The sequence below is a fragment of the Pseudomonas fildesensis genome, assembly GCF_001050345.1.
Lineage (GTDB): Bacteria > Pseudomonadota > Gammaproteobacteria > Pseudomonadales > Pseudomonadaceae > Aquipseudomonas > Aquipseudomonas fildesensis.
This window is the reverse complement of record NZ_LFMW01000018.1, coordinates 127,369-141,181: the sequence shown is the minus strand read 5'-3', so window position 1 is coordinate 141,181 and position 13,813 is coordinate 127,369. Positions and strand designations below refer to the sequence as shown.

The 13,813-nt window shown below is 61.5% G+C and carries 12 protein-coding genes and 2 tRNA genes; 6 read left to right on the top strand and 8 right to left on the bottom strand.

The annotated features are described in order from the left end of the window. The first annotated feature begins 130 nt into the window (after positions 1-130). Both ACR52_RS23685 and ACR52_RS23680 read left to right on the top strand, forming a co-directional pair. Positions 131-2,782: a sensor histidine kinase gene (locus ACR52_RS23685; protein ID WP_048730084.1), complete on the top strand. Its 2,652-nt coding sequence runs from the start codon at positions 131-133 to the stop codon at positions 2,780-2,782. Beyond that, complete coding sequence (locus tag ACR52_RS23680; protein ID WP_048730081.1) at positions 2,779-3,471, top strand: response regulator; 693 nt, start codon at positions 2,779-2,781, stop codon at positions 3,469-3,471. Before ACR52_RS23685 ends, ACR52_RS23680 begins: the two co-directional genes overlap by 4 nt. An 86-nt stretch (positions 3,472-3,557) precedes the next feature. Here ACR52_RS23680 and ACR52_RS23675 read toward each other — a convergent pair. Continuing rightward, a tRNA-Asp gene (locus tag ACR52_RS23675) sits at positions 3,558-3,634 on the bottom strand. Positions 3,635-3,653: 19 nt separating this feature from the next. Next, a tRNA-Val gene (locus ACR52_RS23670) sits at positions 3,654-3,729 on the bottom strand. A 159-nt stretch (positions 3,730-3,888) separates the two neighbouring features. On the opposite strand from ACR52_RS23670, the gene rdgC reads away from it, so the two are divergent. The 3 genes from rdgC (at position 3,889) to sugE (ending at position 6,416) form a co-directional block, all read left to right on the top strand. Then, on the top strand, positions 3,889-4,809 hold the full coding sequence (rdgC, locus tag ACR52_RS23665; protein WP_048730080.1) for a recombination-associated protein RdgC: 921 nt from the start codon (positions 3,889-3,891) through the stop codon (positions 4,807-4,809). 217 nt (positions 4,810-5,026) lie between these two features. After that, positions 5,027-5,992, top strand: coding sequence for a bile acid:sodium symporter family protein (locus tag ACR52_RS23660; protein WP_048730079.1), 966 nt, complete (start codon positions 5,027-5,029; stop codon positions 5,990-5,992). Positions 5,993-6,101: 109 nt separating this feature from the next. Continuing rightward, positions 6,102-6,416, top strand: coding sequence for a quaternary ammonium compound efflux SMR transporter SugE (gene sugE, locus ACR52_RS23655; RefSeq protein ID WP_010166396.1), 315 nt, complete (start codon positions 6,102-6,104; stop codon positions 6,414-6,416). Between the two features lie 125 nt (positions 6,417-6,541). Here the strand turns inward: sugE and ACR52_RS23650 are convergent, their stop codons facing one another. From ACR52_RS23650 to ACR52_RS23635, 4 genes are all read right to left on the bottom strand, one after another. Continuing rightward, on the bottom strand, positions 6,542-8,416 hold the full coding sequence (locus tag ACR52_RS23650; protein ID WP_048730078.1) for an MFS transporter: 1,875 nt from the start codon (positions 8,414-8,416) through the stop codon (positions 6,542-6,544). 58 nt (positions 8,417-8,474) lie between these two features. Beyond that, the gene (locus tag ACR52_RS23645; protein ID WP_048730077.1) at positions 8,475-9,623 is read right to left on the bottom strand and encodes a TDT family transporter; all 1,149 of its coding nucleotides are present in this window, start codon (positions 9,621-9,623) and stop codon (positions 8,475-8,477) included. A gap of 107 nt (positions 9,624-9,730) precedes the next feature. Beyond that, positions 9,731-10,042, bottom strand: a complete 312-nt coding sequence (locus ACR52_RS23640) for a cupin domain-containing protein (RefSeq protein ID WP_048730074.1) — start codon at positions 10,040-10,042, stop codon at positions 9,731-9,733. A gap of 45 nt (positions 10,043-10,087) precedes the next feature. Then, entirely contained in the window at positions 10,088-11,281 is a 1,194-nt protein-coding gene (locus ACR52_RS23635; RefSeq protein WP_048730073.1) for an MFS transporter, read from the bottom strand. 91 nt (positions 11,282-11,372) lie between these two features. On the opposite strand from ACR52_RS23635, the gene ACR52_RS23630 reads away from it, so the two are divergent. Beyond that, on the top strand, positions 11,373-11,912 hold the full coding sequence (locus tag ACR52_RS23630; protein WP_048730072.1) for a TetR/AcrR family transcriptional regulator: 540 nt from the start codon (positions 11,373-11,375) through the stop codon (positions 11,910-11,912). 133 nt (positions 11,913-12,045) lie between these two features. On the opposite strand, the gene ACR52_RS23625 is transcribed toward ACR52_RS23630, so the two are convergent. Both ACR52_RS23625 and ACR52_RS23620 read right to left on the bottom strand, forming a co-directional pair. Continuing rightward, complete coding sequence (locus tag ACR52_RS23625; protein WP_048730071.1) at positions 12,046-12,825, bottom strand: ABC transporter permease; 780 nt, start codon at positions 12,823-12,825, stop codon at positions 12,046-12,048. Then, on the bottom strand, positions 12,822-13,754 hold the full coding sequence (locus ACR52_RS23620) for an ABC transporter ATP-binding protein (RefSeq protein WP_048730070.1): 933 nt from the start codon (positions 13,752-13,754) through the stop codon (positions 12,822-12,824). Before ACR52_RS23620 ends, ACR52_RS23625 begins: the two co-directional genes overlap by 4 nt. Positions 13,755-13,813 lie beyond the last annotated feature (59 nt).

The window sequence follows — 13,813 nt, the reverse complement described above, 5'->3', positions numbered from 1 at the left end:
CAACGCAAAACCAATGTGGGAGCGGGCTTGCCGCGAATAGGATTGTCAGCCAATGCATGTGTAGCAGGTGCACCGCATTCGCGAGCAAGCCCGCTCCCACACTAGAAATGTGGCACTCATCAGGATTTGTATGTCAGCAACTCACCAGGACCGCCCCGACCCCGACGCCCTGCTCGCCCGGGTTCAACAGGAAGAACAGGCCGCCTTGCGCGGCAAACTGCGTATCTACTTCGGCTCCAACGCCGGGGTGGGCAAGACCTGCGCGATGCTTGAGGCGGCGCAACGTGAGTCGAGTCTCGGCCGCGACGTACTGGCCGGCGTGGTGGAAACCCATGGTCGCACGGAGACCGCCGACCTGCTCCACGGCCTCGAACAACTGCCCCGTGCTCAACGCCTGCACCGTGAGTTCGCCCTCACCGAATTCGACCTCGACGCCGCCCTGCTGCGTCATCCCGCCGTCGTGCTGGTGGACGAACTGGCCCACAGCAACGTCCCCGGCTCGCGCCACCCCAAACGCTGGCAAGACGTCGAAGAACTGCTCAGCGCCGGCATCGACGTATGGACCACCCTCAACGTCCAGCACCTGGAAAGCCTGAATGACCTGGTCAGCGGGATCATCGGTATTCGCGTGCGCGAAACCGTGCCAGACCATGTGTTTGATAACGCCCACGAAGTGGTGGTAATCGACCTGCCGCCCGACGATCTGCTGCAGCGCCTAAAGGACGGCAAGGTGTACCTGGGGCCTGCGGCGGCGCGCGCGTCGCAGCATTTTTTCCGCAAGGGCAACCTGCTCGCACTGCGCGAACTGGCGTTACGACGCACGGCGGATCGGGTCGATACGCAGATGCGCGTGTACCGCCGCGAGCAGTCGATCAGCACGCTGTGGCCGGCGCGCGAGCGGCTGCTGGTGGGCGTGGCGGGCGATGCCGGCGATGAGCGCCTGGTGCGTGAAGCGGCGCGCCTGGCGCAAAAACTCGAAGCCGACTGGATCGTGGTACACGTCGCGTCCGACCAAGGGCGCGGCGCCAAGCGTTACCTGACGGCGATGAAAACCCTGGCCCTGGCCAGCGAATTCGGCGCCGACACCGCCACGCTGCCGGGCATGGACGTGGCCGAAGCCCTCGCCGCCTGCGCCCGCGAACACAACGCCAATCGCCTGGTGCTTGGCCATCATCCACGCCAGGTTTGGCGGTTCTGGCACCAGTCGGTGGGCGATCGGATCAGCCGGCACCACCCACAAATCGATCAAATCGTGATTGCCCACGGGCTGCTGCCGGGCAAGCCACCTGTCATCGAAAAACCCGCAGCGGCAGCCGGCACAACGCTGGCTTACCTGTGGGCCAGCCTTGCCTGCTTCGCCGCCAGCGCCGTCGCCGCGCTGTTGCTTCAAGTGTTCGACCTGGCCAACGTGGTCATGCTGTTTTTGCTCACCGTGGTGCTGGTAGCGCTGCGTTATGGACGCGGCCCCGGCGTGTGGGCGGCGATGCTCGCCGTGCTGTGTTTTGACTTCTTTTTTGTGGCGCCGCGCTATTCATTCACCGTCACCGACACCCAGTATTTCTTCACCTTTGCGCTGATGCTCGGCATCGCCCTGATCACCGGGCAACTCACCGCCCGCTTGCGTCACGAAGCACGCACCGCCGCCGCGCGCGAACGGCGCGCCACCTCATTGGCACGGCTGGCCCGCGACCTGTCGGCTGCGCTGACCGTGGAGCAAATCAGCGAAGTGGCGCTGCGCACTTTCAGCGGCGTCTTCGAAGCACGGGTCGGCCTCGCACTGCCGGACGCTGCCGATGGTGTGCACAGCGTCGGCGCGGGCGGGCTGCCGATTGACGACAGCATTGCCCAATGGACCTACGACCACGGCCATGCCGCCGGCCACGGCACCGACACTTTATCGGCGGCCAAGGGTTGCTACTTGCCGCTCAAGGCTCCGATGCGCGTGCGCGGTGTGCTGGTGCTGGAACTGAGCCAGAGCGAACGCCTGAACGATCCGCAGGAACGCCGCTTGCTGGAAGCCTGCATGAGCCAGTTGGCGATTGCGCTGGAGCGGGTGCACTTCGTCGAAGTGGCACAAAGCACCCTGGTGCAGATGGAAGGCGAGAAAATGCGCAACACCCTGCTCGCGGCGATTTCCCACGACCTGCGCACACCTTTGACCACGCTGATCGGCGCCGCCGACACCGCCCTGCCCCACGCCCCGCCAGGGCCGCTGACCGAGCTGCTGCACGGCATCCACGAGCAAGCCACGTCGATGCAGCGGCTGATCGAAAACCTGCTGGACATGGCGCGCCTACAAGAGCACGGCGTGCGCTTAAACAGGCAATGGCATTCACTCGAAGAGATCGTCGGCAGCGCCCTGCGCCAGTTGCGTGAACCGTTGGCGCGACACCGCGTGCACACCACGCTCGACACGCACTTACCGCTGGTGGAAGTCGACGCGCTGCTGATCGAGCGGGTGCTGGTCAACCTGCTGGACAACGCCGCCAAGTACACCCCGCCGGGCACCACCATTACCGTCGCCGCCAGCCAGGTCGCGGACAGCATTGTGCTGGAGGTCAGCGACAACGGCCCGGGCAGCGCACCGGCCAATCTGTTCGAACCCTTCACGCGCGGCCAGCAGGAATCGTCTGTCGCCGGCATCGGCCTGGGCCTTGCGCTGGCCAAGCGCATCGTCGAAGCCCACGGCGGGCGCATCGACGCCAACCCCGGCCGCGTGTGCGGCATGCACTTCATCATCACGCTACCGGCGGGCACCCCGCCGTCCATGGAAACCCTATGAGCACTGCACGCATTCTGATTGTTGAAGACGAGGCCAATATCCGCCGCTTTGTCGGTATCGCCCTGCAAGATGAAGGTTTTCAGGTGTTCGAGGCCGACAGCGTCAAGCGCGCCCTGATCCACGCCGCCAGCCGTCAGCCGGACCTGGTGATCGTCGACCTCGGCCTGCCGGATGGCGATGGCAAACAACTGATCAGCGAGCTGCGCGGTTGGCTGGCGGTGCCGATCCTGGTGCTGTCGGCGCGTGACCGCGAAGAAGAAAAAGTCGCCGCCCTGGACGCCGGTGCCGATGACTACCTGACCAAACCCTTCGGTGTGCCAGAGTTGCTGGCCCGCATCCGCGCGCAACTGCGCCGGCATGGGCAGACCGGCACCGTGGCGGCCACCAGCAAAGTGGCGTTTGGCGAAATTGAAGTCGACCTGGCGACCCATGAAGTGTGGCGCCAGGGCCAGCCGGTGCACCTGACGCCCATCGAATACCGACTGCTCTGCGCGATGATTCGCGGGCAGAGCCGGGTGCTCACCCATCGCCAGTTATTGCTGGAAGTGTGGGGCCTGGATTACGTGGACCGCGCCCACTACTTGCGCGTGCACATGGCGCATCTGCGCCAGAAGCTGGAAGTGGACCCGGCGCAGCCGCAGTACTTCATTACCGAGTTGCAGGTGGGGTACCGGCTGGTGGGGTTGTAGAGCATCAAATTCCAGGCGAAAAAAAGCCCGCTCAATGAGCGGGCTTCCTGTGGTACCTGGCGTTCAGCGTTCCAGGTAACCGAATATGGCGCAGCGGACGGGACTCGAACCCGCGACCCCCGGCGTGACAGGCCGGTATTCTAACCGACTGAACTACCGCTGCGCGTAACACTTGAAGCGAATGGTGGGTGATGACGGGATCGAACCGCCGACCCTCTGCTTGTAAGGCAGATGCTCTCCCAGCTGAGCTAATCACCCTTCGTTTCGGTGTGGCGCGCATTCTACGGAGCGACCCCAGGTCTGGCAAGCACTTTCTTAAATCTTTTTTTTGATAGCTTCCAATGGCTTAGGCAGGGTTGGCCTCAGGCGCTATCAAGAGAATAATGCCCCCCTTTGTATAAAGGAGAGACTCACCCCATGTGGTTCAAGAACCTGCTTATCTATCGCCTGACCCAAGATCTGCCTGTTGATGCCGAGGCGTTGGAAGCGGCCATGGCCACCAAACTGGCGCGCTCTTGTGCCAGCCAGGAGTTAACCACTTACGGTTTCGTCGCCCCCTTCGGTAAAGGTGAAGACGCTCCCCTGGTTCACATCAGCGGTGACTTTCTGCTGATTGCCGCGCGCAAGGAAGAACGTATCCTGCCAGGCAGCGTGGTGCGTGACGCACTGAAAGAGAAAGTCGAAGAGATCGAGGCCGAGCAAATGCGCAAGGTCTATAAAAAGGAACGCGACCAGATCAAGGATGAAATCATCCAGGCCTTCCTGCCGCGCGCGTTTATTCGTCGTTCGTCGACCTTCGCCGCCATCGCGCCGAAACAGGGCCTGATCCTGGTGAACTCGGCCAGCCCGAAACGCGCCGAAGACCTGCTGTCGACCTTGCGTGAAGTAATCGGCACCCTGCCGGTACGCCCACTGACGGTGAAAACTGCACCGACTGCGATCATGACCGACTGGGTCACCACCCAGAAACCGGCCGATGACTTCTTCGTCCTCGACGAATGCGAACTGCGCGACACCCACGAAGACGGCGGCATTGTGCGCTGCAAGCGCCAGGACCTGACCGGCGAAGAAATCCAGCTGCACCTGACCACCGGCAAAGTCGTGACCCAACTGTCCCTGGCCTGGCAGGACAAGCTGTCCTTCATGCTCGACGACAAGATGACCGTCAAGCGCCTGAAGTTCGAAGACCTGTTGCAAGACCAAGCGGAGCAGGACGGCGGCGACGAGGCCCTGGGCCAACTGGACGCCAGCTTCACTCTGATGATGCTGACCTTCGGTGAGTTCCTGCCGGCGCTGATCGAAGCACTGGGCGGCGAAGAGACCCCACAGGGCATCTAAGCCTCCCACCGCTTTACTGCGGACCGTATTTACTGTGGCGAGGGAGCTTGCTCCCGCTGGGCTGCGCAGCAGCCCTAAAACCTTCCATCGAGTTCTCGCTGGAAGAATGCGTTGCTTGTGTTGGGGCCGCTTCGCAGCCCAGCGGGAGCTTGCTCCCTCGCCACAACAAACCGGCTCCACAGGATCTGCGTAACTCTCTAATAACAAGGACACCCCCATGCGCGCACTCGCCGCCTTGAGCCGCTTCGTCGGCAATACCTTCGCCTACTGGGTGTTGATTTTTGCCGTGCTCGCCTTCTTCGAGCCCGGCTGGTTCATCGGCCTGAAAAGCGCCATCGTCCCCTTACTGGGCCTGGTGATGTTCGGCATGGGGTTGACTCTCAAACTTGAAGACTTCGCCGAGGTCGCCCGCCACCCATGGCGCGTGGCCTTGGGCGTGGTCGCGCACTTTGTGATCATGCCGGGCGTGGCCTGGCTGTTGTGCCAGGCCTTCCACCTGCCACCGGAAATTGCCGTCGGCGTGATCCTGGTCGGCTGCTGCCCGAGTGGTACGTCGTCCAACGTGATGACGTGGTTGGCCCGTGGCGACCTGGCGCTGTCGGTGGCCATTGCCGCCGTCACCACCCTCCTCGCCCCGCTGCTCACACCCGCGTTGATCTGGCTGCTCGCGTCGGCGTGGTTGCCGGTGTCGTTCATGGAGTTGTTCTGGTCGATCCTGCAAGTGGTGCTGCTGCCGATCGTGCTCGGCGTGGCAGCGCAACGCCTGCTCGGCGAGCGCGTGCGCCATGCGGTGGACGTGCTGCCGCTGGTGTCGGTAGTCAGCATCGTGATCATCGTCGCGGCGGTGGTTGCAGCAAGCCAGGCGAAGATTGCCGAGTCGGGCCTGCTGATCATGGCGGTGGTGATGCTGCACAACAGCTTCGGTTACTTGCTGGGCTACTTCACCGGCCGGGTGTTCAAACTGCCCTTGGCACAACGCAAGTCGTTGGCGCTGGAAGTGGGCATGCAGAATTCCGGGCTGGGCGCCGCGTTGGCCAGCGCGCACTTTTCGCCATTGGCGGCAGTGCCGAGTGCGCTGTTCAGCGTCTGGCACAATATTTCCGGGGCATTGCTGTCGACTTATTTCCGCCGCATGAGCGAGAAGGAAGACCGCCGCGCGCTGGAGAACACGCCGCAAACTTGATCGTCTGATCAATTTTCGGCACTCTACCGAGCTTCGCGAGGACGACCTCGCGACGCTATCGAGCGCACATCAGGGGACGACCCCGCCTATCTATAGAAGCGAGGTCATCATGTCCTGGATCATCCTGTTTTTCGCCGGGTTGTTTGAAGTCGGCTGGGCCGTGGGCTTGAAGTATACCGACGGTTTCAGCAAGCCATTGCCCACTGCCCTGACAATTGCCGCCATGGCCATCAGCCTCGGCCTGCTGGGGCTGGCCATGAAGGAACTGCCGCTGGGCACCGCCTATGCCATCTGGACGGGTGTGGGTGCGGTGGGTACGGTGATCGCCGGGATTATCCTGTTTGGGGAATCCATGGCGTTGTTCCGGCTGGCCAGTGTGGCGTTGATTATTTGTGGGCTTATTGGCCTCAAGATCAGCGCATGAATGATCGTTCCCACGCTCCGTGTGGGAATGCCGCCCTGGACGCTCCGCGTCCGCTTCTAAAACCGTGACGCGGAGCGTCACAGGATGCATTCCCACGCAGAGCGTGTGAACGATCAGCCGGGCGCCTACAGGACGGTGCCGCGCAGTTCGGTGACTTTTTGCTGCAACTGCGCAGGCGTGGCCGCTTCGATTGCCACCGGCTCACCCGCAACCAGCGTCACCCGCGACCAGATCCGACGAAAGATCCCCTTGTTCGGATCGCGACTGAAGAAACTCCCCCACAACCCCTGCAACGCCAGCGGAATCACCGGTACCGGCGTTTCCTCCAGAATGCGTGTTACACCGCCACGGAACTCGCTCATCTCGCCATCGGCGGTCAACTTGCCTTCCGGGAAGATGCACACCAACTCCCCTTCCTTCAGGTACTGGGCAATCCGCGTGAAGGCCTTTTCGTAGATCTGGATGTCCTCATTGCGTCCGGCAATCGGAATCGTCCCGGCGGTGCGGAAGATGAAGTTGAGCACCGGCAGGCGGTAGATCTTGTAGTACATGACAAAACGAATCGGCCGACGCACCGCGCCACCAATCAACAGCGCATCGACAAACGACACGTGGTTGCACACCAGCAATGCCGCGCCTTCGTCGGGGATGATATCGAGATTACGATGCTCAACGCGGTACATGGAATGGCTGAGCAGCCAGATTATGAAGCGCATGGTGAACTCGGGGACGATCTTGAAGATGTAGGTGTTGACCGCGATGTTGAGCAGCGATACCACCAGGAACAACTCGGGGATCGACAGGTTGGCCACGCTCAGCAGCAGGATCGACACAATCGCCGACACCACCATGAACAGTGCGTTGAGGATGTTGTTGGCCGCGATGACTCGCGCGCGCTCGTTCTCGGCGGTGCGCGACTGGATCAGCGCGTATAGCGGCACGATATAGAAGCCGCCGAACACGCCAAGGCCGAGGATATCGAACAACACCCACCACGCATGGCCGTAACCGAGCACGGCGAGCCAGTCGTTGGCCTGCACGTTCTGTGGGAAGCCGCCGGAGTGCCACCACAGCAGCAGGCCGAAGACTGTCAGGCCAAAGGAACCGAACGGCACCAGGCCGATTTCGACCTTACGGCCGGAGAGTTTTTCGCAAAGCATCGAGCCGAGGGCGATACCCACCGAGAACACGGTGAGGATCAGTGTTACTACGGTTTCGTCGCCGTACAACCACTCCTTGGCGTAGGCCGGGATTTGCGTCAGGTAGATCGCGCCGACAAACCAGAACCACGAGTTGCCGACAATGGAGCGCGACACAGCCGGCGTCTGCCCCAGGCCCAGGCGCAAGGTGGCCCATGACTGGGTGAAGATATTCCAGTCCAGGCGCAATTGTGGCGTAGAAGCCGCCGCGCGCGGAATACTGCGGCTGGCCAGGTAACCCAGCACCGCCACACCGACAATCGCCACCGCCACCACTGGCGCGTAGTGCGTGGACGACATCATGATCCCGGCGCCGATGGTGCCGGCCAGGATCGCCAGGAACGTGCCCATTTCCACCAGGCCGTTGCCGCCGACCAGCTCATCTTCGTGCAGGGCCTGGGGCATGATCGAGTACTTCACCGGCCCAAACAGCGCCGAGTGAGTGCCCATGGCAAACAGCGCCAGCAGCATCAGTTCCAGATGGTTGTACAGGAAGCCCGTCGCCCCCACCGCCATGATCACGATCTCGCCGATCTTGATCGCGCGGATCAGCGCGTCCTTGTTGAATTTCTCGCCAAATTGCCCGGCCAACGCCGAGAACAGGAAGAACGGCAGGATAAACAGCAAGGCACAGAGGTTGACCCAGATGGAGCGGTCACCGTCGATGGTGAGTTTGTAGAGAATCGCCAGGATCAGCGACTGCTTGAAGATGTTGTCGTTGAAGGCGCCCAGCAACTGGGTGATGAAAAACGGCAGGAAGCGCCGTGTGCGCAGCAAGGTGAATTGTGAGGGGTGGCTCATCGTCCGTGTTCCTGCGTGGCCTGGTTTTTTTTCAGGCCACGACTTTACCTAATCCCGCTTATTTATTCCCTAGTCCTGCAATGCACGGAGAAACAAAAAGCTCACCTTTATACGCGCCCTGCACGGTGCGTGTGGCCACGATCAGCCACATCAACGCCAACGCCACCACCAGCACGCTGCCGAACACACTGAAGAAACCCAGGTGCAGCACACTCGCCAGCTTCAACGTCGCCAGGGCATACACCCCGAGCGGGAAGGTAAAGCCCCACCAGCCGAGGTTGAACGGTATACCGGCGCGCAGGTAACGCAGCGTGATCAACACCGCGATCAGCATCCACCACAAGCCGAAGCCCCACAGGGTGATGCCGGCCACCAGACCCAGGCCATTGGCTATTTCCCCGACACCGGGCAAGCCGTTGGCGGCGAAGATCGCCGGTGCATCACCACCGAGCAACAACATGCCGAGGGCACCGGTGCCGATCGGCCCCAGGGCCAGCCAGCTCGACGCGGCCATGTTGGCGTGGGGCAGTTTGTGCAAGGCCATGCGCAGCATCAGGATGGTCAGAATACTGAACGCCACTGGCAGGGAAAACGCCCACAACACGTAGCTCGTTACCAGCATCACCAGTTGTGAATGGGCGTCCGCCAGGTGCGGCGCGAGCAAGCCACCGCTGGCCGCCGCGACTTCAGCCGCGACCACCGGCAACAGCCATACGGCGGTCATCTGGTCGATGCTGTGTTCCTGGCGGGTGAACATCATGAACGGGATCAACACGCCACAGGCCAGGGACATCGCCACGTCCAACCACCAAAGCGCCTCGGCGATCGGTACCACATCGCTGCCCCAGCGTGGCAGACCAAAGAGCAGCAAGCCGTTGAGAATCGTCGCCAGGCCCATGGGAATGGTGCCAAAGAACATCGAGACGGTGGAGTGACCGAAGATCCGCCGCGCCTCGTGGAAAAACATCACCCAACGGGCGGCGTACAGCACGCTGAACAACACGAACAACGCAAAGGTAAACACCCACAAGCCTTCGGCGATGGCGTGCAAACCTGGCAGGTTGACCGGCAATTGCGCCAGGGCCAACGCCAGCACACCGGTGCCCATGGTCGCGGCAAACCAGTTGGGGGTGAACTGGCGAATCACTTCCCGGGGTCGGGCCAGGTGATTGAAGGGTTTGTAGCTGATGGTCGTCGAGCAGGTCATGATGGCAATCCTCTTCCTCGCATGAGGTTGAGACCATGGTAGAACCTGATCGAATATCTATATAACGGGTAATATCTCTAACTGTTATCTGTTTTACCAATATAGCGTCACGCGCTGCCTTCGGATTCAATCACCAGAATGCGCGCCGGCCCTTGTGGATGGGCCACATGCTCGGTACCGACGCTGGCGTAGAAGATGTCTCCCACTTCCAGATCCGCCACCTGTTCAAAACCGTTATCGCGGTAGTGCATCTGCACCCGGCCATCCAACACCACGAACACTTCTTCGCAGTCATTGATGTGCCAGCGATACGGCTGATCGGTCCAGTGCAAACGGGTGGTAATGCCGTTCATGTTGGCGATATCCAGCGCCTCCCAGGCACGGCTGCCAGTGAAGTCCTTGCTGCGGATGATCTTCATGCGTGAGTCTCGATCAGGCGAATTCGGAGCGCCGATTATTACCCATCAGCCGCCCGTCGTCGCCCTGGCCCGCGCCGAATCCTGCAGCAGCAAACCCGCCAGGGCACTCAGGGACAGCAGGATGAGCACGGCGCCGTAGCCATCGGTGGTGACGATCAAACCGAAGCTGCGAATCAGGTTGCCCGCCAGCAGCGACGGCAGGCAGAACGCCAGGTAGCTCAATACATAAAACGCCGACATCAGGCCCGCTCGCTCGTGAGGCAAGGCCAGTGGCACCACGCTGCGCAAGGCACCGAGAAAGCCTGCGCCAAAACCGCTGCCGGCGATCAGCGTGGCGATGAAGAACAGCGGCAGGCTGGCGCTGTGCACGGCCGCGAGGATCAATGCCACACCAATGGCCAGCAGGCTTGCGCCTAACCGCAGCACCTTGTTGGCCGGGCGATTGCGCAAGGTGAAGATCATCAGCGCCCCGCTCAACGTCAACACCGCCACCAGGCCACCACCGATCAGATTGGAAGTGGAGCCCGTCGCCGCCCGCACCAGCGAAGGCGCCAGCGACAAATAAAACCCGCCCATCGCCCACACCGCCACATCCACCGGCAACGACAGCCACAACGCCCGGCGCGCCTGAGGGGGTACATGCAAGGTGGGGCGCAGCGACGCCAGCGCACCGGGAATACGACTCACCGTTTCCGCCAGGCGCCAGACATACACGGCCTGCACCAGCATCAGCGCGAGCAGCGTCCAGTAGATCAACTGGGTGGGCAGTGGTGCGAACTCCACCAGCAAACTGCTGCCCATCGCGCCGCACGCCATGCCCAGCAACGGCGCCACGCTGTTGACCAGTGGGCCCTGCTGGCGGTCCGTATCGAGCAATGCTGCACCCAGCACGGCGGTGGCCATGCCGGTGGCGAACCCTTGCAAGGTGCGCGCGGCAATCAGCCAGCCCACGCTGTCGGCATTGATGAACAGCAACATCGCCAACATATTCAGGACCAGTGCAGTAAAAATCACCGGCTTGCGCCCCAGGTGGTCCGACAGCGAACCCACGGTCAACAACGCCGCCAGCAAGCTCAAGGCGTACACGCCGAAGATCAGCGTGAGCATGCCCGCCGAAAAATGCAGGCCTTCCTGATACAGGTGATACAACGGCGTCGGCGCGCTGGATGCCGCGAGAAAGGTCAGCAAGGTGATCGCCAGGAACACCAGGCTGGCACGATGGGAAGTGTTACTGGTCATGGGCACGCTCCGCTAAAGCTAATATTTTGCTTTTGCGGAGTGTGCTACCCGTCAGCGCTTAAAGCAAATTCTTTGTGTTAAGGTCACCGACATGGCGATAAAAGAAGGCCTCCGCCCGGGGGGCCGCAGTGCCCGGGTACAAGAATCCGTCCACACGGCCGTGCGTGAATTGCTGGAAGCCCATGAGCGTTCCAGCGTCACCGTGCCGATGATCGCGGCGCGCGCGGGCGTGACGCCCTCGACGATCTACCGCCGCTGGGGCGACCTCTCCATATTGCTCGCCGATGTGGCCCTGGCCCGTATGCGCCCGGACAGCGAGCCGGCAAACACCGGCAGCCTGCGCGGCGACCTGCAGGCCTGGGCCGAGCAGTATCTGGATGAAATGAGTTCGGAGCCGGGCCGCAACATGATGCGCGACCTGCAATGCAGCGTGACGCCGGGGTATTGCGTGAGCATCTTGAGCGGGCAGCTTCAGGCGATTGTCGATCGTTACCCGGACCCGGCGCCACCTAGCGTGGACCATTTGATCAACCTACTGGCGGCGCCGACGGTGTTTCGTATCCTGTTCTCGACCGCACCGCTGACCGTTCAAGAGCTGCACGTACTGATCGAGTTGGCGCTGAAAGTCTAGAATCCTTATACAAAACCAAATGTGGGAGGGGGCTTGCTCCCGATAGCTTTAGATCAGTCAATGCAAGGGTGACTGACAGTCTGCTATCGGGAGCAAGCCCCCTCCCACATTTTTACCGCGTGAAGGTCGAAGCTTACGTACGCATCCCGCGCCCGCTCACCAGCAATCGCGCGCAACCGATGTACAGCACCACCGTGGCCACGAGCATGAAGGTGATCGCCACGCTGATCTTGATATCCGACACACCCAGGATGCCGTAGCGGAAGGCGTTGACCATGTGCAGCACTGGGTTGGCCAGCGACACGGTCTGCCAGAACGGCGGCAGCAAGGTGATCGAGTAAAACACCCCGCCCAGGTAGGTCAGCGGCGTCAGCACGAACGTCGGGATGATCGAGATATCATCAAAGTTGCGTGCAAACACGGCGTTGATAAAGCCCAGCAGCGAGAAGATCGTCGCCGTCAGCACCACCACCAGAATGGTGACCCCAAGGTGATGCACTTGCAGGTGGGTGAAGAACAGCGACAGCAGCGTCACGATCACCCCGACCATCAAGCCGCGCAACACACCGCCTGCGGTGTAGCCGATCAGGATAGTGTGCGGCGACACCGGCGAGACCATCAGTTCTTCGATGGAGCGCTGGAACTTGCTGCCGAAGAAACTGGAGACCACGTTGCCGTAGGAGTTGGTGATCACCGACATCATGATCAGGCCCGGCACGATGTATTCCATGTAGGTGAAGCCACCCATGTCACCGATCTGCCGGCCGATCAGGTTACCGAAGATCACAAAGTACAGGACCATGGTGATCGCCGGCGGCAGCAGGGTCTGCGGCCAGATCCGGGTAAAGCGCTTCACTTCGCGGTAGACGATGGTCTGCAGCGCGACGAGGTTGGGTTGCAGTTCAGAACTCATACCGCCACCTTCGTCAGATTTTTCTCCACCAGGGACACGAACAACTCCTCAAGGCGATTTGTTTTGTTACGCAGACTCAGCACTTCGATGTTCTGGGTCGCCAACTGAGTGAACAGCGCGGTGATGCCCATGGCTTTGTCCACCTGGACTTCCAGGGTGTGGCTGTCCAACAGGCGGCTGGGGTAGCCGACCAATTGCGGCGGCACCGACAGATTGTTTTTCAGGTCGAGCAGGAAGGTTTCCACATGCAGCTGGCCCAGCAGGTTACGCATGCTGGTGTTCTCGACGATGGTGCCGTGGTCGATGATGCCGATGTTGCGGCACAGCTGTTCAGCCTCTTCCAGGTAATGGGTGGTGAGGATGATGGTGATGCCCTTCTCGTTCAGCTCGGTGAGGAAGGCCCACATCGAGCGACGCAGCTCGATATCCACCCCGGCGGTGGGCTCATCGAGGATCAGCAGCCGTGGTTCGTGGACCAACGCGCGGGCGATCATCAGGCGACGCTTCATGCCGCCGGACAGCGAACGTGACGGCACGTCGCGCTTGTCCCACAGTCCCAATTGGGTCAGGTACTGCTCGGCGCGTTCCTTGGCGATCTTCGCCGGGATGCCGTAGTAACCGGCCTGGGTCACAACGATGTCGAAGGTCTTTTCGAACTGGTTGAAGTTGAATTCCTGGGGCACCACGCCAATGGAACGCTTGAGCGCTGCCGGGGATTTGTCCAGGTCATGCCCGAAGATATTCACCGTGCCGCTGGTCTTGTTGACCAGGGTCGAGAGAATGCCGATGGTGGTGGATTTGCCGGCGCCATTGGGGCCGAGCAAGGCGAAGAAATCACCTTCGGCGACGTCCAGATCGATACCACTCAGGGCCTGGAAACCGTTGCCGTAGGTTTTGGTTAGCTGCCGGATGGACAGAGCGGAACTCATATCGGAATACGCACCAAAGAAGGGAACAGAAAGAATAGATGAGGGCGCAGCGCACGTAG